Raw genomic sequence first — 20177 nt, 5'->3', positions numbered from 1 at the left:
TGCGCCGCTCAGCCCTGGACGGCGGCGGCCTTTTCCAGCGCCTGGGTCAGGTCGGCAATGATGTCGTCCGGCGACTCCAGGCCGATGTGCAGGCGCACCAGGGCGTTGTCGCCTTCGCCCCAATAGCGGTGCTTGGCCAGGTCCTTGCTCGACACCAGCTGCACCAGGCTTTCATAGCCGCCCCAGGAAAAGCCGATGCCAAAGAGCGTCAGTGAATCCACGAACACGCGCGCGGCCGCCGGCGACAGGCGCAGCTCGACGGAAAGCATGCCATTGGAGCCGGTGCAATCGCGCTGCCACAGGGCGTGGCCGGGATCCTGCGGCCAGGCCGGGTGGAACAGGCGCACGGTCTCGGGACGGCTCTTGAAGAATTCGCATACCTGCAAGGCATGGCGCGCGTGCTGGGCCATGCGGATGGGCATGGTGCGTACGCCGCGCAAAGCCAGCCAGGCGTCGTCCGCGCTGATCGAATAGCCCATGGCGTACTGCGTGCGGTTGAGCTTGCGGGCAATCTGCTCGTCATTGGTGACGACGGCGCCCAGCATCAGGTCGGAGTGCCCGCCCACGTACTTGGTGCCGGCGATGACGGATACCTGCGCGCCCAACGTCAGGGGACGGTAGATGTAGCCCGAACCCCAGGTATTGTCGGTGGCCAGCACCAGCCCGTGGCTCTGCGCGAAAGCGGCCATGGCGCCCATGTCCAGCATCTCGAACAGCAGCGATCCCGGAGATTCGACGTACAGCAGCTTGGTGTTGGGACGCACCAGCGCTTCGAGGTCCTCGCCGGCCGCGAAGTAGGTGATCTCGATGTTCATGCGCTTGAGCACCGCGTCGTCGAGTTCGCGCATCGGACCATAGACGCAGTCCGAGATCAGGGCGTGGTCGCCGGCCGAGCACAGGGCCATCATGACCATGGTCATCGCCGACAGGCCCGAGGATGCCAGGTAGCAATGCGTGCCGCCTTCGAGCTGGGTGAAGACTTCTTCCAGCGCCGCATGCGTGTCCATGCCCATGCGCCCGTAGGTGGAGGCGCGGCCGCCTGCCGCCTTGCTGCGCTGGGCCTTTTCGAGCGCTGCGAGGTTCTCGAAGCGCACCGTGCTGGCCCGCATCGGCGGCAGGGGTACCGGCGCGGTGCCGGTTTCCGGGTTGAACGGGGCGGTGCCTGCGTGCTGCAGAAGCGTATCGATGTGTTTGGTGGGCATCTTCAGTGGACTGCTTGCGTATGGACAGGGACGGAATAAAAGCGATCAGGAAGAACCATATCAGGCCAGGCGCGGCCTGTCCCTATTCGCCGATCCAGGTAACGGTTTCGGATTGCGGTGCGCGGCTGGTGCGATAGCTGTTGGCGGGGTGCGCCGTGTCGGCATAACCGAAGGAAATGCCGCAGACCACGCGGCGATCCGCGGCGATGCCGAGCTCATCGCGCAGCACTTCCGGATACATGGCCAAGGATGCCTGGGCGACGGTCGCGACGCCGTTGGCCTGGGCCGCCAGCAGGAAATTGGCCACATAGCCGCCGCAATCCATCGCGCCGTATTCGCCCAGCGCCTCGTCGGTGGTGACGATGGCCACGTGCGGCGCATCGAACAACTGGAAATTGCGCATTTCCTGGCGGCGGTATGCCTCGCGGTCGCCACGAGCCACGCCGACCGCGCCATACAGCTGGAAGCCTGATTCGCGCCGGCGGGCCAGGTACTCGCCCTGGTATTCGCGCGGAAACGGAAAATCCGGCGTGAAGCCAGACTGTTCCGCGCGGCGTTGCAGCGCGTCGCGCAGGCGTTCCGTACCCGCGCCTTCGGTGATCGTCACCTGCCAGGGCTGGCAGTTGCACCAGGACGCGGCGCGCTGCGCCAGATCCAGGATGCGTTCGATGGTGCCGCGCGCGACGGGCTGGGGCAGAAAGGCGCGGCAGCTGTGGCGCGCATGCAGCCAAGCTTCGAGTGCGGCATCGGGGCGCGCGTCTGCGTCCCGCAAGGGTTGCGGGGAATGCGGCATGGCGGTGAAGGGCATGGCGGTCGTCTCTCCTGATCGGGTCGCACACGCCCGCCAGGGACGCATGCGGCATGCATGATGAGCACGTCTTTCCCTTTATGATGCCACTTCCGGCCTTCCAGAGCCGGCCGAACCGTTCCAGGCGACCCCCATGCTGCCCATCGACACCCTGATCGCATTCTTCGGCATTGCCGTCCTGCTGGCCCTGACCCCGGGGCCCGACAACCTGTTCGTGTTGATGCAATCCGCCATCTGGGGCCGCAAGGCCGGCATGTTCGTGGTGCTGGGGCTGTGCACGGGACTGCTGGGACATACGGCCGCCGTGGCCGTCGGGCTGGCGGCCGTGTTCGCGGCCTCGCCCATGGCCTTCACCGTGCTCAAGCTGGCGGGCGCCGCGTACCTGGCCTATCTGGCGTGGCAGATCCTGCGCGCGCCGGTCGAAGCCGAGGACGGCAAGCGCCCCGAACCCATGAAGCCCGGCGCGCTCTATCGCCGCGGCATCGTGATGAACCTGACCAATCCCAAGGTGTTGCTGTTCTTCTTCGCCTTCCTGCCGCAGTTCACCTCGCCGGCGCTGGGCCGGGTGGGCCTGCAGACCATGCAGCTAGGCGCGGTGTTCATGGTGTCGACGCTGCTGGTGTTCGGCGCCATCGCCTTCTTCTCGGGCGCGTTCGGGGAATTGCTGCAGCGTTCGGTGACGGCCAAGCGCTGGCTGAACCGGATCGCCGCGCTGGTGTTCGTCGGGCTGGCCGTGCGGCTGGCGACGGCCTCGCGTTGAACGGGCGGGGCAGGCCCTCGCAAATGCGCCCGCTCTGAGAGAGCCACGCGCATTCTTCATGAGCATATGTGGAATTTGACGTTTGCGGACCTGGGCCGGCGGTTCAAGATTGCCGCATCGCCCCAGGAAAGGCATAGGCACGGACACCGATAGCCCCCCTTGCGGCGCAAGGAGCGTGGCCATGAATCTAAGCAAACACTTGCGCAGGAAAGCCCCCACCCAAGCGCTGGCCACGGTTGCCAGGCGGGCCGGATGGGCTGCCGTTGCGCTGGCATGCCTGTCCTTGCCTGCGCACGCCCAGACCGACTATCCGTCCAAGCCCTTGCGCCTGGTCGTGCCTTACCAGGCTGGCGGACAGGTCGACGTCATTGCACGATCGGTAGCCGAAGGCCTGGGCAAGCGGCTCGGCCAGCCCGTGCTCGTAGAGAACAAGCCTGGCGCAGGCGGCATCATCGCCACCAATCACGTCGCCAAATCGGCCCCGGACGGCTACACCCTGCTATTGACCCTTGCCACGCCGATCACCGCCAACCTCGTGCTCGACAAGAAGCTCCCCTACGATCCGCGCACCGAGTTGCGGCCGATCTCCGATATCTCCAAGAGTTCGGGCGTGATCGTGGTCCACGGTTCGTTGCCCGTAAGGAACATGGACGAGCTGATAGCGCACGCAAGAAAAGAACCTGGCGCGCTTCGAATGGGTTCGTGGGGACCGGGCTCCCCGCCGCACGTCATTCAGCGCTACATGAACAAGACTTATGGCATCGACATCCTGAACGTGCCCTATAAGGGTGAACTGCCGATCGTGACGGCATTGCTTGCCGGCCAGATCGACGTGGCCCTGGCTTCCGCGTACACCCTCAGGCAGCACCTCGCCACCGGCAAGATACGCGCCCTCGCGGTGCTCGGCGGAAAGCGGATCAGCAGCCTGCCAGACGTACCGAGCATGGCCGAGGCAGGCTACGACGATGAGGCGTATCGGACCGTGACGCCGACGACGCTGCTTGCCCCTGCCCAAACGCCCGCCGACATCGTCGAACGCCTGGGTCGCGAGATCAGCGCCACGGTGCAGAGTCCTGAGGTCCGCGAGCGGCTGCTCGCGATGGATCTGGAGCCGATCGGAAACCTGCCCCACGAAGCCGAGGCCGAGTACCAGACCTATCTTCCGATCGTTCTAAAGCTGACCACCGACGCAGGGGTGACGCTGGACTGAGGCCGGATTCAGGCGGCCGAGAACCGCACGATGCCGTCCGCGCCCAGCGCGCGCTTGAGCTTGCCTTCGAAATACAGCGCGTGCAGGTGCGCCAGCGCCTCGCCCATGGCGAAGGTCAGCTGGTGCAGGTCGAGCTTGCGCTTGAACAGCACCGGCACGATGTCCGTGGTCGATTGCGGCTGAACGGCACAAGCTTCCAGCACTTCCGCCAGGCGGTCGCGATGGTGTTCGTGCTGTTGCGCGATGCGCTCGTGCAGGCCCTTGAAAGGCCGGCCATGCGATGGCAGCACCAGCGTGTCTTCGGGCAGGTCGGCGTAGCCATCCAGCGAACGCAGGTACAGGGGCAGGGGATTCGCGTCGGGCTCGTAATCGAACACGCTGACGTTGGTGGAAATGCGCGGCAACACCATGTCGCCAGAAATCAGCACGCGCAGGTCCGGGGAATACAGCGAGGCATGTTCCGGCGCGTGGCCGTAACCCACGATGACGCGCCAGTCGCGCCCGCCGATGCGCACCTCATCGCCGTGCATGATGCGGGTGTAGCGCGCGGGCACGGCCGGCACCAGGTTGGGGTAGTAGTTGGCGCGCTGGCGGATCTGCTCTTGCGCGTCCGGGTCGGTCAGGCCATGGCGCGCGAAGTGATCCACCGCCGATTGGCCGCCCGGACCGCCGCCGGCCTCGCCGCGGCGCGAGGACCACAGCGACGCCACCATGAAGTCCGTCATCGTCATCCACAGCGGGGCGTTCCAGCGTTCGCACAGCCAGTGCGCCAGGCCGATGTGGTCGGGGTGCATGTGGGTGACGATCACGCGCAGCACCGGCAGGCCTTCGAGCTCGGTCTCGAACACGCGTTCCCACAGCGTCTTCACTTCATCGCGCGTGATGCCACAGTCGACGATGGTCCAGCCGTCGCGCCCGTCGATGTTGTCGCGCAGCAGCCAGAGGTTGATATGATCCAGCGCGAACGGCAGAGGCATCCTGATCCACTTGACCCCATCCGCCACCCCGTGCGAACGGCCGGCTTCGGGCTGGAAATCGGCCCAGGGGTACTGCAGTTTCTGTTCGTTCGGATTCATTGCCTCTCCTCCACGCTTGACGATTGGGTCAAGTCATCATAATTTACGTTTACGTAAACTGCCACAAGCCGCATGTCCCCGTCAACCTGGACTATCTCAGAGCTCTCCCGCGAGTTCGACGTCACGCCCCGCACGATCCGCTTCTACGAAGACCAGGGGATCGTCAGCCCGGCGCGTGAAGGACGCAACCGGGTCTTCGGGCCACGCGACCGCACGCGCCTGAAACTGGCCCTGCGCGGCAAGCGCCTGGGCCTGCAATTGTCCGAGATCCTGACCCTGATCGACATGTACGACGGGCCGGGCGACACCGAGGTCCAGCTGCGCCAGTACCTGAGCGTGCTGGAACAGCACCGCGCCACGCTGGAACAGCAGCGCCGCGACATCGAAGATACCCTGCGCGAGATCGCGCAGCAGGAACAGCAATGCCGCGAGTTGCTCGCGCAAAAGCCCTAGGGGCGCACGCATGGCCGCCCTGCAAACCCTCGCGCTGTTCGTCCTGACGGCGCTGGCCGAGATCATCGGCTGCTATCTGCCTTACCTGTGGCTGCGCAAGGGCCATTCAATCTGGCTGCTGGCGCCTGCCGCGGCCAGCCTGGCGCTGTTCGCCTGGCTGCTCACGCTGCACCCCACGGCCTCGGGCCGCGTGTACGCGGCGTATGGCGGCATCTATATCGGCATGGCGCTGCTATGGCTGTGGGCCGTGGACGGCGTGCGTCCCAGCATGAGCGACTGGCTGGGCGTGGGCCTGTGCCTGGCGGGCATGCTGGTGATCATGTTCGGGCCGCGCAGCGCGTAGGCTGCGACAAACCGCCACAAGAAAGACCCCACTGGGCGCCCGCTGTCTTGGGACAGGCCGAAAAAAAAGCGCGCGTACCCACAGGGTCGCGCGCTTTTTGTTGGGGCAAGGCTTACTCAGCCTTGATGTTGCCTTCCTTGATGACCCGCGCATTGTTCGCGAATTCCGCCTGCACCTGCTTGGCGAAGGCCTCGCCCGTGGCGGTGCCTGGCTGCAAGTACGACTTGGCCAGCAGATCCTGGAATTCAGCGCTGGCGACTGCCTTGGCCAAAGCCGCCTGCAAGGGCTGGGCGACCGTCGCCGGCAGCTTGGCCGGCGCAAACACGCCGAAGTTCGAGTAGTACTGCGCCTGCGGCATCTTCAGTTCCGCCATGGTGGGCACGTCCGGCCAGGCGGCCAGGCGCTCGGGCGCCATCACGGCCAGCGGCTTGAGCGCGCCGCTGGCGACGTGCGGCAGCACCACGTCGCTATTGACCACCAGCAACTCGACCACGCCGCCCAGGCCGTCGGTCAACGCCTGGCTGTTGCCGCGGTAAGGCACGTGCAGCATCTTGGTGCCGGTCTGCGCCGTGACGGCCGACATGCCGATGTGGGCCACGGTGCCCTGGCCCGGCGTGCCGTAGCGCACGCCGTCGGGATGCGACTTGGCGTAGTCGATCAGGCCGGCGAAGTCCTTCACCGGCAGCGCCTTGGTGGCGACGATGGCGACGGGCGCGACCGCCACGCTGGCCACCGGCGTCAGGTCCTTCATCGGGTCGTAGTTGGTCTTGGCCAGATGCGGGAAGATCGTCAGCGGGCTGGTGGAGGCCAGCAGCAAGGTGGTGCCGTCCGGCTGCGCGCGCGCCACGAAGTCGGTGCCGACGGACGCGCCCGCGCCCGGCTTGTTCTCGACGATGACGGTTATGTTGCTTTCCTTGCGCAGGACGTCGCCCAGGCGGCGTCCGATCGCGTCGGCGCTGCCGCCCGCGGTGTAGGGCACGACCAGCGTCACCGGCTTGGCCGGCCAGTTCTGCGCCATCGCGCCGCTGGCCATGATCGCCAAGGCCGCCCCCGCGGCCTTGATCAGCAATGTCTTCTTTTTCATATCGTCCTGGTAATGTTGCGTGGCACTGCGTCAGATAAAACGAAAAGCGTGAAGCACATCAGGCCAGATAGCGTTGCGCCAGGCGTACCCAGTACGACGCGCCAGCCGGAATCAGGGAATCGTTGAAGTCGTAGCTGGCGTTGTGCAGCATGCAGGGACCCAGGCCGTGGCCTGCCATGCGGTGCTCGCCGTCGCCGTTGCCCAGGAACACGTAGCAGCCGGGTTTTTCCTGCAGCAGAAAGGCGAAGTCCTCCGAGGCCATGGCCGGTTCGATCACCATTGCCTTGTCCTCGCCCACGACCTCGCGCATGACTTCCATGCAGAACTCGGTTTCGGCGACGGTGTTCACCAGCGCCGGGTAGCGGCGCTCGAAGAACACGTCGGCTTCGCAGCCGTGCGCGGCGGCGATGTTGCCTGCAATCTCGTTCATGCGGCGTTCGATCAGATCGACCACGTCCGTGCTGTAGGCCCGCACCGAGCCACCCAGCCAGGCGCTATTCGGAATGACGTTAATGACGCTGCCGCCGGCCTGCACCTGCGTGATCGACAGCACGGCCGCATCCAGCGGGCGCTTGCTGCGCGTGAGAATGGTCTGCAGCGACTGGCCGATGGCGAACAGCGCGGGCACCGGATCGCTGCAGTCCTGCGGCGCGGCCGCGTGGCCGCCCTTGCCGCGCACGGTGATCTTGAAGCCGTTGGCGGCCGCCATCATCGGGCCGGAGCAGACGCCGATGGATCCGGCGGGCAGCCCCGGCCAGTTGTGCAGGCCGAACACGGCTTCGCAGGGAAAACGTTCGAACAGACCGTCCTGGATCATGGCGCGGCCGCCCGCGCCGCCTTCCTCGGCCGGCTGGAAGCACAGGTACACGGTGCCGTCGAAGCCGCCTTCGGCCTGCAGGTGGCGCGCGGCGGCCAGCAGCATGGCGGTGTGGCCGTCATGGCCGCAGCCGTGCATCTTGCCGTCGTGGCGCGAGCGGTGCTCGAACTGGTTCTCTTCCTGCATGGGCAGGGCGTCCATGTCGGCGCGCAACATGATGGCGCGATCCGACGTGCCGCGCTTGATCACGCCGACCACCCCGGTCTTGGCGATGCCGGTGTGAACCTCGATGCCCCAGCCGCGCAGCGTGTCCGCCACCACCTTGGCCGTGCGGTGCTCTTCGTAGCAGAGCTCCGGATGCATGTGGATATCGCGGCGCAGCGCCACAATTTCGTCCAGGTTGGATAGTTCGAGCACGGCAGACTCCATCGCAATGATTCAGGATTCAAGGATCGGCTGGCATCTTACTCAGCGCAACTCCCTGGGCAGGCCGGAATTACCTAGGGATAACCCGACTCCAATTTACGTTTACGTAAACGTAATATTTGCGGTGCATCATTGCGCAGCGATGGCCGATCGGCGCATCATGAGCCACGCGCGGCAAGCTGGCGCCGGACACAGGCGCCCACAAAATAGTAAGTACCTACTATCACGGAGACAGCGATGAACCTTCCCGGCCTGAACTTCGACCTGGGCGAAGATCTGGACATGCTGCGCGACGCGGTGCGCAATTTCGCACTGGCCGAGATCGCGCCGCGCGCCGCAGAAGTCGACCGCAGCGACCAGTTCCCCATGGATCTCTGGCGCAAATTCGGCGACCTCGGCGTGCTGGGCATGACGGCCGACGAGGAATACGGCGGTGCAAAAATGGGCTATCTGGCCCACATGGTCGTGATGGAGGAAATCTCCCGCGCCAGCGCGTCCATCGGTCTATCCTACGGCGCGCACTCCAACCTGTGCGTGAACCAGATCAACCGCAACGGCACCCCCGCCCAGAAAGCCAAATACCTGCCCAAGCTGATTTCGGGCGAACACGTGGGCGCCCTGGCCATGAGCGAGCCGGGCGCGGGTTCCGATGTGGTCAGCATGAAGCTGCGCGCCGACAAAAAGGGCGACCGCTACGTACTGAACGGCACCAAGATGTGGATCACGAACGGCCCCGACGCCGACACCCTGGTGGTCTACGCCAAGACCGACCCCGAAGCTCACCAACGTGGCATCACCGCCTTCCTGGTGGAAAAGGGCTTCAAGGGCTTTTCCGTGGCGCAGAAGCTGGACAAGCTGGGCATGCGCGGCAGCCACACCGGCGAACTGGTGTTCCAGGACTGCGAAATCCCCGAAGAAAACGTGCTGGGCCAGGTCAACGGCGGCGTCAAGGTGCTGATGAGCGGCCTGGACTACGAACGCGCCGTGCTGTCCGGCGGCCCGGTAGGCATCATGCAGGCCGTGATGGACGTGGTCGTCCCCTATATCCATGACCGCAAGCAGTTCGGCCAGGCCATCGGCGAATTCCAGCTGATCCAGGGCAAGGTCGCTGACTTGTACACCACGCTGCAAGCCAGCCGCGCCTTCTGCTACCAGGTCGGCAAGAACCTGGACCGCCTGGGCGCCGAGCACGTGCGCCAGGTGCGCAAGGACTGCGCCGCGCTGATCCTCTACACCGCCGAAAAGGCCACCTGGATGGCGGGCGAGGGCGTGCAGATCCTGGGCGGCAACGGCTACATCAACGAGTACCCGGTGGGCCGCCTGTGGCGCGACGCCAAGCTGTACGAAATCGGCGCCGGCACCAGCGAAATCCGCCGCATGCTGATCGGCCGCGAACTGTTCAACGAAACCGCCTGAGCCACGCCGCCATGATCCGCATGTCCGACGTCCAGCACATCGAGCAGGCGCCCGCTCCGGGCCCATCGCCGCTGGACGTCGCGCGGCTGATCCTGGCGGGCTTCGACCGCCACTACGCGCTGTTCCGCTACAGCGCCCAGCGCGCCAAGGCGCTGTTCGAATCCGGCGACTGGCACGGCATCCAGCGCCTGTCGCGCGAGCGCATCGAGTACTACGACATGCGGGTGCGCGAATGCGCCACCCAACTGGAAGGCGTGCTGCGCGGCCGCCCCGAAGGCGCGGTCGGCGCCAACGGCAGCGCGGCGCCCGCCCTGAGCGATGCGCAGACCGCGTTCTGGCAACAGATCAAGCAGGAATTCGTGGGTCTGCTGGGCGACCACCGCCAGCCCGAATGCGCCGAGACGTTCTTCAACTCGGTGTCCTGCCGCATCCTGCATCGCGACTACTTCCACAACGCCTTCCTGTTCGTCCGCCCGGCCATCGCCACCGACTACCTGGACAGCAGCATCCCGTCGTACCGCGTGTATTACCCCGCCACCGACGGGCTGGAAAAAAGCCTGATCCGCATGGTGGCGGATTTCGGCCTGGCGCTGCCCTTCGAAGACCTGCCGCGCGACACCCGGCTGCTGGCGCGCGCCGCGGTCAAGCAGCTGCGCGCGATCCTGCCGCGCCACGTCGGCCGGCGCATCGCCAGCGATTGCCAGATCCACGCGCTGGGCTCGCTGTTCTTCCGCAACAAGGGCGCCTACATCGTCGGCCGCCTGATCAACCAGGGCACGGTGTATCCCTTCGCGGTGGCGCTGATGCGCAACCCGGCGGGTCAGGTCGTGCTGGACGCGCTGCTCCTGGGCGCCGACGACCTGAGCACGCTGTTCAGCTTCACGCGCGCCTATTTCCTGGTGGACATGGAAACGCCGGCCGCGGTGGTGAACTTCCTGTCCAGCCTGCTGCCGCGCAAGCCCAAGGCCGAGCTCTACACCATGATCGGCCTGCAGAAGCAGGGCAAGACGCTGTTCTACCGCGACTTCCTGCACCATCTGGCCCATTCGCGCGACGCTTTCGACATCGCCCCCGGCATCAAGGGCATGGTGATGTGCGTGTTCACGCTGCCGTCCTATCCCTACGTGTTCAAGCTCATCAAGGACCGCATCGACAAGGACGGCATGGACCATGCCACCGTGCGCCGCAAATACCAGATGGTGAAGCTGCACGACCGCGTCGGCCGCATGGCCGACACCTGGGAATATTCACAGGTGGCGCTGCCGCGCGCCCGTTTCGCGCCGGCGCTGCTGGAAGAGTTGCGCCGCCTGGTGCCCAGCCTGATAGAGGAAACCGGCGACACGGTGGTCATCCGCCATGTCTACATCGAACGGCGCATGACCCCGCTGAACATCTATCTGCGCCAGGCGTCGGACGCGCTGCTGGACCCGGCCGTGCGCGAATACGGGGACGCCATCCGCCAGCTGGCGGCCGCCAATATCTTCCCCGGGGACATGCTCTACAAGAACTTCGGCGTCACGCGCCTGGGCCGGGTCGTTTTCTACGATTACGACGAAATCCAGCGCATGACCGAAATGAATTTCCGGCGCATTCCGCCCGCCCCCAACGAAGAGGCGGAACTGGCGTCGGAACCCTGGTATGCCATCGGTCCGAATGATGTCTTCCCCGAAGAATTCGGACGCTTTCTGCTAGGCGACCCGCGCGTGCGCGGCGCCTTCATGCGTCACCATTCCGACCTGCTGGAACCGGAGTGGTGGCAGGCCTGCCGCGCCCATGTGGCGCAGGGCCGGATTGAAGAATTTTTCCCTTACGATACGGACAGACGCCTGCGTCCGGAACGCCCTACGGGCGAACCCGCGGCCTCGTAACCCCAGAGCTGTCCCGACCCTCACAGGAGCTAGCCATGTCAGATCCCATCGTCATCGTTTCCGTCGCCCGCACGCCCATGGGCGGCATGCTGGGCGCCTTGTCCGGCCTGGCCGCGCACGAGCTGGGCTCGATCGCCATCAAGGCCGCCGTCGAACGCGCCGGCATCAAGCCCGAGCAAGTCGAAGAAGTCATCATGGGCAACGTGCTGCAGGCCGGCCAGGGCCAGGCCCCGGCGCGCCAGGCAGCACTGGGCGCCGGCCTGCCGCTGGGCGTGGCTTGCACCACCATCCACAAGGTCTGCGGCTCGGGCCTGAAGGCCGCCATGTTCGGCCATGACCTGCTGGCCGCGGGCAGCGCCAACATCGTCGTCGCTGGCGGCCAGGAAAGCATGAGCAACGCGCCCTACCTGCTGCTCAAGGGCCGCCAGGGCTACCGCTACGGCCACAACACCGTGTATGACCACATGGCGCTGGACGGCCTGGAAGACGCCTACGACAAGGGCAAGGCCATGGGCGTGTTCGCCGAAGATTGCGCCGCCAAGTATTCCTTCACGCGCGAACAGCAGGACGCGTTCTCGCTGGAATCGCTGCGCCGCGCCCGCGCCGCGTCGGAAGACGGCAGCTTCAAGTGGGAAATCGCCCCCGTGACCGTGGCCGGCCGCAAGGGCGACACCGTGATCGACACCGACGAAGCCCCCACCAAGGCCATGCCGGAAAAGATCCCCACCCTCAAGCCCGCCTTCAAGAAGGACGGCACCGTCACCGCCGCCAACTCCTCGTCGATCTCCGACGGCGCCGCCGCCATGGTGCTGATGCGCGCCTCCACCGCCGAGAAGCTCGGTGTGAAGCCGCTGGCCCGCATCGTCGCCCACAGCCAGCATTCGCAAGAGCCGAACTGGTTCACCACCGCCCCCGTGGGCGCGCTGAAGAACCTGTTCGCCAAGACCGGCTGGAAGGCCGAGGACGTGGACCTCTACGAAATCAACGAAGCCTTCGCGGTGGTCACCATGGCTGCCATGGCCGACTTCAAGCTGCCGCATGACAAGGTCAACGTCCACGGCGGCGCCACCGCCCTGGGCCACCCGATCGGCGCGTCCGGCGCCCGCCTGATGGCCACCCTGGTCGGCGCGCTGCGCAAGACCGGCGGCAAGCGCGGCGTGGCCACGCTGTGCATCGGCGGCGGCGAAGCCGTTGCCATGGCGATTGAAATGATCTGACGCAACGCCGGGGGGCTTCGGCCTCCCGGCTTTCGATGGATTCCGCTGCGCCTTTCTTGCATGGCGTCATAGCGCGACGGGTCGGTCGCGCGCCATGCAGGAAAGGCGCAACGAAATCCCTCTTCGGTACCCCTGACCGACAAGAATGCCCGGCCCACCGGGCAGCGAGACAAACCGCTCCACGAGCGCCTTCAAATTTCCAACAAGCAGGACGGGTGGAACCCCATGCCCATCATCGAATCCCGCATCAATCCGCGGTCGCAGGACTACACCGACAATGCGCAGGCCATGCAGGCGCAGCTGGACGATCTGGACCAGCAACTGGCCCATACCGCGCTGGGCGGCAGCGAAGCCGCGCGCGCCAAGCACGTGGCGCGCGGCAAGCTGCTGCCGCGCGACCGCGTTGAACACCTGATCGATCCGGGCACGCCGTTCCTGGAACTGTCGCCGATGGCGGCGCACGGCATGTACGGCGGCGAAGCCCCCGGCGCCGGCGTCATCACCGGCATCGGCCGCGTGGCCGGCACCGAATGCGTGATCGTCTGCAACGACGCCACGGTCAAGGGCGGCACCTACTACCCGATGACGGTCAAGAAGCACCTGCGCGCGCAGGAAATCGCCGCGCAGAACCATCTGCCCTGCGTCTACCTGGTGGATTCGGGCGGCGCCAACCTGCCGCAGCAAGACGAGGTCTTCCCCGACCGCGAACACTTTGGCCGCATCTTCTACAACCAGGCGCAGATGTCCTCGCAGGGCATTTCGCAGATCGCCGTGGTGATGGGCTCCTGCACCGCCGGCGGCGCCTACGTGCCCGCCATGAGCGACGAGTCCATCATCGTCAAGAACCAGGGCACCATCTTCCTGGGCGGTCCGCCGCTGGTGAAGGCCGCCACCGGCGAGGAAGTCAGCGCCGAGGACCTGGGCGGCGGCGACGTGCACACGCGCCTGTCCGGCGTGGTCGACCACCTGGCCGCCAACGACATGCACGCGCTGCAACTGGCGCGCAACGCCGTCGCGCGCCTGAACCGCAAGAAGCCGCAGCCGCTGGCCACCATCCCGGTGCGCGAGCCGCGCTACGATCCGAACGAACTCAACGGCATCATCCCGGCCGACACCCGCAAGCCCTACGACGTGCGCGAAGTCATCGCGCGCATCGTGGACGGCTCCGAGTTCGACGAGTTCAAGGCGCGCTTCGGTCCCACGCTGGTCACTGGCTTCGCGCACATCCATGGCATGCCCGTGGGTATCGTGGCCAACAACGGCATCCTGTTCTCGGAGTCCGCGCAGAAGGGCGCGCACTTCATCGAACTGTGCGCACAGCGCAAGATCCCGCTGGTGTTCCTGCAGAACATCACCGGCTTCATGGTCGGACGCAAATACGAAAACGAAGGCATCGCCCGCCACGGCGCCAAGATGGTGACGGCCGTGGCCACCGCCAACGTGCCCAAGTTCACCGTGCTGATCGGCGGTTCGTTCGGCGCCGGCAACTACGGCATGTGCGGCCGCGCCTATTCGCCGCGCATGCTGTTCATGTGGCCCAACGCCCGCATCTCGGTCATGGGCGGCGAACAGGCCGCAAGCGTCTTGGCCACGGTCAAGCGCGACGGCATCGAGGCCCGCGGCGGCCAGTGGTCGGCCGATGAGGAAACCGCCTTCAAGGCGCCGATCCGCGAACAGTACGAACGCGAAGGCCATCCCTATTACGCCACCGCGCGGCTGTGGGACGACGGCATCATCGCGCCGGCCGACACGCGGCGCGTGCTGGGGCTGGCCCTGTCGGCGGCCTTGAACGCGCCCATCGAGGACACCAAGTTCGGCGTGTTCCGCATGTAGGGCGGCTTGGCCGTCCCCATTGCAGCCCAAGAATAATTTCAGCCTGGATGACATCCATGTTCGACACTTTGCTGATTGCCAACCGCGGTGAAATCGCCTGCCGCGTGGCCGCCACCGCCCGCCGCATGGGCATCCGCACCGTCGCGGTGTATTCCGACGCCGACGCCAACGCCCGCCACGTCGCCGCCTGCGACCAGGCCGTGTACATCGGCGGCTCCGAGCCGCGCGCCAGCTACCTGCGCGCCGACGCCATCCTGCAAGCCGCGCGCGATACCGGCGCGGGCGCCATCCACCCCGGCTACGGTTTCCTGTCTGAGAACGAAGCCTTCGCCGAGGCCGCCGAGAAGGCCGGCATCGCCTTCGTCGGGCCGCCGGCCTCCGCCATCGCCGCCATGGGCAGCAAGTCCGCCGCCAAATCGCTGATGGAAAAAGCCGGCGTGCCGCTGGTGCCCGGCTACCACGGCGACAACCAGGACCCGCAATTCCTCAAGACCCAGGCCGACGCCATCGGCTACCCCGTGCTGATCAAGGCCAGCGCCGGCGGCGGCGGCAAGGGCATGCGCGTGGTCGAATCGTCCGGCGCGTTCCTCGATGCGCTGGCCTCATGCCAGCGCGAGGCCGCCTCCAGCTTCGGCGACGACCGCGTGCTGATCGAACGCTATCTGCAGAAGCCGCGCCACATCGAAATCCAGGTATTCGCGGACACGCACGGCAACTGCGTCTACCTGTTCGAACGCGATTGCTCGGTACAGCGCCGCCACCAGAAGGTGATCGAAGAGGCCCCCGCGCCCGGCATGACCGAAGAGCGCCGCCGCGCCATGGGCGAGGCCGCCGTGGCCGCCGCGCGCGCCGTGGGCTACGTGGGCGCAGGCACGGTGGAGTTCATCGCAGAACCCGACGGCCGGTTCTACTTCATGGAAATGAACACGCGCCTGCAGGTCGAGCACCCGGTCACCGAAATGATCACGGGCCACGACCTGGTCGAATGGCAACTGCGCGTGGCCGCCGGCCAGCCGCTGCCGGCGCGCCAGGAAGACCTGCGCATCCAGGGCCACGCCATCGAGGCCCGCATCTACGCCGAGAACCCCGAGAAGGGCTTCCTGCCGTCCATCGGCACGCTGGCCTACCTGGGCCTGCCGGCGCACACCGCATTCGCCAACGGCGACATCCGGGTCGACGGCGGCGTGCGCATGGGCGACACCATCACGCCGTTCTACGACCCCATGATCGCCAAGCTGATCGTGCACGGCGCCGACCGCGACCAGGCCCGCGCCCGCATGCTGCAGGCCCTGGCCCAGACGCAGGCCGTGGGCGTGCAGACCAACGTGGCTTTCCTGTCGCGCCTGATGCAGGACAGCGCCTTCGCCGCGGCGGACCTGGACACCGGCCTGATCGAACGCCAGCGCGCCACGCTGCTGCCCGAACCCCAGGCGGCCAATCCCGCCACGCTGGCGCTGGCCTGCGCCGCGGTGCTGGTGCGCCAAGGCCTGGCGCAGCCGCAGGCTACGGGTGGCAAGCAGCCCGCCGACCCCTGGGACGCGCGCGACGGCTGGCGCCTGGGCGGCCGCTACCAACGCCAGCTGCAATGGGTGGACAACGGCGAGACCCGCCACGTCACCGTCGCCCGCCAGGGCGGCGTCTGGACCCTGGACAGCGGCGCAGGCCCGCAGGCCTTCCTGTGGCGCGCCCACGCCAGCGCCAACCCCAATCTGGCCTACGGCCTGCGCATCACGCTGGACGGCCATGAAAGCGCCGGCACGGTCGTGCTGCACGCCGAAAAGGCCCACGTCTTCGGCGAAGCCGGCGTGCACGTGCTGGACCTGTACGATCCGCTGGCGCATTCGCAGGACACCCAGGGCGAACACGGCGGCGGCCTCACGGCCCCCATGCCCGGCAAGATCATCTCGATCTCGGTCAAGGCCGGCGACACCGTGGAAAAGGGCCAGCCGCTGCTGGTGATGGAAGCCATGAAGATGGAGCACACCATTTCCGCGCCCGCCGACGGCAAGGTCTCAGAAGTGTTCTACGGCGTGGGCGATCAGGTAACGGAAGGCGCCGAGCTGGTCGCCATCGGCGAGTAGCCAGGCGCGCAGTAACAAAATCGTCATCCTCCCCGCCGCCCGCGGGTGCATCATGGGCGCTCCTGCATTTTCACAGGAGTACCCATGATGAGTGCTATGCCCTCCGAATCCGCGGCGCCCCGGCTGTTCCCAACCCTGCGTTGCCGCGATGCGGACGCCATGCTGCGCTGGCTTACTGGCGTACTGGGTTTCACCGAACACGCCGTCTATCGCGACGACGGCGCGGTGCAACATGCGGAACTGGCTTATGGCAGCTCCCTTTTGATGCTGGGTCCTGACCGCGACGACGCCCATGGCAAGCTGGTAGGCGACCTGCAAGGACGCCGCACCGACGCGCTGTATTTGGCGGTGGATGATCCGGACGCCCTGCACGCGCAGGTCCAGGCGTCCGGCGCCACCATCGAAACCCCGCCCTACGACACCGCCTACGGCAGCCGTGAGTTCGCCTGCCGCGATCCGGAGGGCAACCTGTGGAGCTTCGGGACGTATTGGCCGAAGGCATAACGGCAGGCACGGCCGGGGGCACATGAGCCGCTCTTAGTTTCCCGTCAGCGACTTCTCCCTAGAATGCGGGGGTCCGGCGCCCGTCGCGCGCCCAAAGCGCCATCCCCCAATGCCCGCCCCCGATTCTCCCAGTCCGCTTCAACGTCCCGCCTTCCTGCATTACCTGTTCGCGCGCATCGGCGCGTCGCTCGCCTTCCAGATCGTCTCCGTCGCGGTGGGCTGGCAGATCTATGCATTGAGCGGCAGCGCCCTGGACCTGGGCCTGATCGGCCTGGCGCAATTCCTGCCCATGGCGGCGCTGACCCTGGTGGTGGGCCACGTAGCCGACCGCTACGACCGCCGCAAGATCGTGGCGGTATGCATGGCGCTGGAGGCGCTGGCCACGCTGGTGCTGGCGATCGCGGCCCTGCACGGCGTGGGCGGCAAGACGCTGATCTACGCCACCATCATCATCATGAGTTCGGCCCGCGCCTTTGAAGCGCCGACCCTGGCCACGCTGATCCCGGCGGTGGTGCCGCGCGAATGGCTGCCGCGCGCGACCGCGCTGGCCTCGTCCGGCGGACAGATCGCGCAGATCGCGGGTCCTGCGCTGGGCGGCGTCGGCTACGGGCTGGGAGCAGGGTGGATCTATTGCGTGGCGGCGGCCCTGTACCTGTCCGCCTTCGCCTCCATCGCCACGCTGGTCATCGAACGCGCCCCGCCGCGCAAAGAACCGACCACCTGGCGCACGCTGTTCGCCGGCATCACCTTCATCTTCCAGCGGCGCCTGCTGCTGGGCACCTTGTCGCTGGACCTGTTCGCCGTGCTGCTGGGCGGGGCCACGGCCTTGCTACCTATCTTCGCCAAGGACATCCTGAACGCCGGCCCCTGGGCGCTGGGCGCGCTGCGCGCCGCTCCCGCTTGCGGCGCCGCGCTCATGTCCTTGACGCTGGCCCGCCTGAGCCTGGGCGAACACGTCGGCCGGCTGCTGTTCGGCGCGTTGATCGTGTTCGGGCTGGCGACCACGGTATTTGGCCTGTCGACCTCGATCCCGCTGTCCATCGGCGCGCTGGTGGTGCTGGGCGCGGCGGACGCGGTCAGCGTGGTGGTGCGCTCGTCGCTGGTGCAGCTGAACACGCCCGACCATATGCTGGGACGAGTGAGCGCGGTGAACACGCTATTCATCGGCGCCTCAAATCAGCTGGGCGAATTCGAGTCCGGCGTCATGGCCGCGGCCTTCGGCGCGGTGCCCGCGGTGGTGATCGGCGGGGTCGGCACGATTGCCGTGGCGGGGTTGTGGATGCGGTGGTTTCCCGAGCTGAGGAAGCTCAGGAGCTTGCACACGCCCTGAAGCGATAAGGCGCGGCTCCTCCTGGCAGCGCCTGATAATCTTGATACAATAAGAATCATTATCATTTGATCAAGCCATGCCTACGCGCCCAGGTCACAGAACCCGGCGCCGGACATCGACAGGGGCATCATGGGGGAGCGGTTCTTCGGCGTGATCGCCGAGGCGTACAAGGCGTGGAACGCGGAGCTGGTCGGTTTCCTGAACCGGCAGCTCAAGCGTTCGCCCGAGGCCGCCCAGGATCTGGCGCAGGAGACCTTCGCCAAATGGCTGGCGGCGCATGACGGCGCCACGCCGCCGGAGAAGCCGCGCGCCTATCTGTACGAGATCGCCCGCAACCTGCTGCGCGACCACTGGCGCCGCGAGAGCGTGCGCGACGAGCACGTGGTGGCCAGCTTGGACGACCAGGGTTTCGAACCCACGGCCATGGGCTTGGCTGCCTCCGCCGGCCTGCAGCCCGAAGCACGCGCCGACGCCAGCCAACGCCTGCGATTGCTGCAGGCCGCCATCGACGAGATGCCGCCGCGCCAGCGCGAGGCCTTTCTGCTTTATCGGTATGATGAGCTGCGTTGCGAGGACATCGCCGACCACATGGGAATCTCTGTGCGCGCGGTCGAAAAGCATCTGCAACTGGCGCTGGCGCACTGCAAGCGCCGTGTCCACGGCGAAACGCCATGACCCGATCCCTACCTTTGTCCGCTGTCGAAGAGGCCGCGAGCGCATGGTTCATGCGCCGCCGGGAGCGCGCGTCCGATGCCAGCGCCGAACAGGCCTTCCAGTCCTGGTTGCAAGCTTCGGCCGAGCACCGGCGAGAGTACGAGCGGCTGGAGCTGGTGTGGGAAGACATGGCGGCGCTGCCGCGCCCGAACTCCGCGCGCACACATTCGCAACCCACCAGCCACGCTCAGATCCCGCCGCGCAGCCGGCCGCAGTCCCGGCCCCGCGCGTGGTCGGCACCGGCCCGCCGCCCGGCCTTCCTGCGCTGGGGCGGCGCCCTGGCCGCGACGCTGCTGATGGTGGCTGCCGCCTACCAATACGTGCCCATCAGCTACGAGACCGTCGCCAACGCGTCCACCCAGACCCGCAGCCTGGACCTGCCTGACGGCACCCGCCTGCATGCCAACGTCGGCACGCGCGTGAGCGTGCGCTACACGCTCGCCGAGCGCCACATCCGCATCGACGGCGGCGAGGTCTACATCGACGCCGCGCCCGACCGCCGGCCGCTGATCGTGGCCGCGGGCGATGCGGAGCTGCGCGACATCGGCACCGAGTTCAACGTGCTGCTGCTGCCCGACGTGCTGCAGGTCGGCGTGCGCAGCGGCGAAGTCAGGCTGGACGCCCAAGGCGCCAACGCCCCCGCCGCGCAGACGCTTCAGGCCGGCGACACGGTGCTGCTGTCGCGCGCAGACGCGCGGCTCTTGCGCCGCCAGCAGGTACCCGCCAGCGAGATCGGCGCCTGGCAGGGCGGCGTGGCGGTGATGCACGACACCACCTTGCAGCAGCTGGCCGGCTATCTGGCCCTGTACCGCGACACGCCGCTGCGCTTTGCCGACGAGCGCGCCCGGGGGTTGCGCCTGTCCGGCACGCTGGATCTGCGCCAGCCCGACGCGGTCCTGGACATGCTGCCCGGCCTGCTGCCGGTGACGGTAAGCCGGCGGCCGGATGGCGTCGCGGTGATCGGCAGCCGCTGAAGACAAGAATTAAGAATTATTTTTAATTAGACAGGTTCGGGTTTTGACGGTTGGCGCGTCT

18 protein-coding genes are annotated in these 20177 nt (G+C 66.9%); 13 read left to right on the top strand and 5 right to left on the bottom strand.

What is annotated here, in order from left to right; genetic code table 11:
• Nucleotides 1-8: 8 nt before the first annotated feature.
• The gene (metC, locus tag N5C88_RS00785; protein ID WP_251879582.1) at nt 9-1208 is read right to left on the bottom strand and encodes a cystathionine beta-lyase; all 1200 of its coding nucleotides are present in this window, start codon (nt 1206-1208) and stop codon (nt 9-11) included.
• Nucleotides 1209-1284: 76 nt separating this feature from the next.
• A complete protein-coding gene (locus N5C88_RS00780; RefSeq protein ID WP_280014478.1) occupies nt 1285-2010 on the bottom strand; it encodes a nitroreductase in 726 nt (241 codons plus the stop codon).
• 133 nt (nt 2011-2143) lie between these two features.
• On the opposite strand from N5C88_RS00780, the gene N5C88_RS00775 reads away from it, so the two are divergent.
• Together N5C88_RS00775 and N5C88_RS00770 are read left to right on the top strand one after the other, a co-directional pair.
• Complete coding sequence (locus tag N5C88_RS00775) at nt 2144-2770, top strand: LysE family translocator (RefSeq protein WP_059376646.1); 627 nt, start codon at nt 2144-2146, stop codon at nt 2768-2770.
• A 181-nt stretch (nt 2771-2951) separates the two neighbouring features.
• A complete protein-coding gene (locus tag N5C88_RS00770) occupies nt 2952-3980 on the top strand; it encodes a tripartite tricarboxylate transporter substrate binding protein (protein WP_280014477.1) in 1029 nt (342 codons plus the stop codon).
• Between the two features lie 8 nt (nt 3981-3988).
• Here the strand turns inward: N5C88_RS00770 and N5C88_RS00765 are convergent, their stop codons facing one another.
• A complete protein-coding gene (locus N5C88_RS00765; RefSeq protein WP_280014476.1) occupies nt 3989-5056 on the bottom strand; it encodes an MBL fold metallo-hydrolase in 1068 nt (355 codons plus the stop codon).
• Between the two features lie 72 nt (nt 5057-5128).
• Between N5C88_RS00765 and N5C88_RS00760 the strand changes: the two genes are divergently transcribed.
• Nucleotides 5129-5509, top strand: coding sequence for a MerR family DNA-binding transcriptional regulator (locus N5C88_RS00760; RefSeq protein ID WP_059376638.1), 381 nt, complete (start codon nt 5129-5131; stop codon nt 5507-5509).
• Between the two features lie 10 nt (nt 5510-5519).
• Nucleotides 5520-5852 carry a YnfA family protein gene (locus tag N5C88_RS00755; RefSeq protein ID WP_118934054.1) on the top strand — a complete coding sequence of 111 codons (333 nt, stop codon included), beginning with the start codon at nt 5520-5522 and terminating at the stop codon, nt 5850-5852.
• Nucleotides 5853-5964: 112 nt separating this feature from the next.
• On the opposite strand, the gene N5C88_RS00750 is transcribed toward N5C88_RS00755, so the two are convergent.
• Both N5C88_RS00750 and N5C88_RS00745 read right to left on the bottom strand, forming a co-directional pair.
• Nucleotides 5965-6936 carry a tripartite tricarboxylate transporter substrate binding protein gene (locus tag N5C88_RS00750; protein ID WP_059376634.1) on the bottom strand — a complete coding sequence of 324 codons (972 nt, stop codon included), beginning with the start codon at nt 6934-6936 and terminating at the stop codon, nt 5965-5967.
• 58 nt (nt 6937-6994) lie between these two features.
• Nucleotides 6995-8170, bottom strand: coding sequence for a M20 aminoacylase family protein (locus N5C88_RS00745; RefSeq protein ID WP_118934069.1), 1176 nt, complete (start codon nt 8168-8170; stop codon nt 6995-6997).
• Nucleotides 8171-8416: 246 nt separating this feature from the next.
• Between N5C88_RS00745 and N5C88_RS00740 the strand changes: the two genes are divergently transcribed.
• From N5C88_RS00740 to N5C88_RS00700, 9 genes are all read left to right on the top strand, one after another.
• Nucleotides 8417-9595 (top strand): isovaleryl-CoA dehydrogenase, encoded by a 1179-nt coding sequence (locus N5C88_RS00740; RefSeq protein ID WP_059376629.1) that lies wholly within the window; start codon nt 8417-8419, stop codon nt 9593-9595.
• An 11-nt stretch (nt 9596-9606) separates the two neighbouring features.
• Complete coding sequence (gene aceK / locus N5C88_RS00735; protein WP_059376627.1) at nt 9607-11463, top strand: bifunctional isocitrate dehydrogenase kinase/phosphatase; 1857 nt, start codon at nt 9607-9609, stop codon at nt 11461-11463.
• 35 nt (nt 11464-11498) lie between these two features.
• Nucleotides 11499-12680 carry an acetyl-CoA C-acetyltransferase gene (locus tag N5C88_RS00730; protein ID WP_059376625.1) on the top strand — a complete coding sequence of 394 codons (1182 nt, stop codon included), beginning with the start codon at nt 11499-11501 and terminating at the stop codon, nt 12678-12680.
• A gap of 225 nt (nt 12681-12905) precedes the next feature.
• Nucleotides 12906-14513, top strand: coding sequence for a carboxyl transferase domain-containing protein (locus N5C88_RS00725; RefSeq protein WP_059376622.1), 1608 nt, complete (start codon nt 12906-12908; stop codon nt 14511-14513).
• 56 nt (nt 14514-14569) lie between these two features.
• Nucleotides 14570-16594, top strand: a complete 2025-nt coding sequence (locus tag N5C88_RS00720; protein ID WP_251878471.1) for an acetyl/propionyl/methylcrotonyl-CoA carboxylase subunit alpha — start codon at nt 14570-14572, stop codon at nt 16592-16594.
• Between the two features lie 84 nt (nt 16595-16678).
• Entirely contained in the window at nt 16679-17098 is a 420-nt protein-coding gene (locus tag N5C88_RS00715; protein ID WP_118934050.1) for a VOC family protein, read from the top strand.
• 109 nt (nt 17099-17207) lie between these two features.
• Nucleotides 17208-18428, top strand: a complete 1221-nt coding sequence (locus N5C88_RS00710) for an MFS transporter (RefSeq protein WP_118934049.1) — start codon at nt 17208-17210, stop codon at nt 18426-18428.
• 129 nt (nt 18429-18557) lie between these two features.
• Entirely contained in the window at nt 18558-19103 is a 546-nt protein-coding gene (locus N5C88_RS00705) for a sigma-70 family RNA polymerase sigma factor (RefSeq protein WP_280014475.1), read from the top strand.
• Nucleotides 19100-20116 carry a FecR domain-containing protein gene (locus N5C88_RS00700; RefSeq protein WP_280014474.1) on the top strand — a complete coding sequence of 339 codons (1017 nt, stop codon included), beginning with the start codon at nt 19100-19102 and terminating at the stop codon, nt 20114-20116. The genes N5C88_RS00705 and N5C88_RS00700 overlap by 4 nt, the downstream gene beginning before the upstream one ends.
• The last annotated feature ends 61 nt before the right edge of the window (nt 20117-20177 follow it).

It is taken from the genome of Achromobacter sp. GD03932, assembly GCF_029839485.1.
GTDB classification, from domain to species: Bacteria; Pseudomonadota; Gammaproteobacteria; order Burkholderiales; family Burkholderiaceae_B; genus Achromobacter; species Achromobacter bronchisepticus_A.
This window is presented reverse-complemented; position numbering and strand designations above follow the sequence as displayed.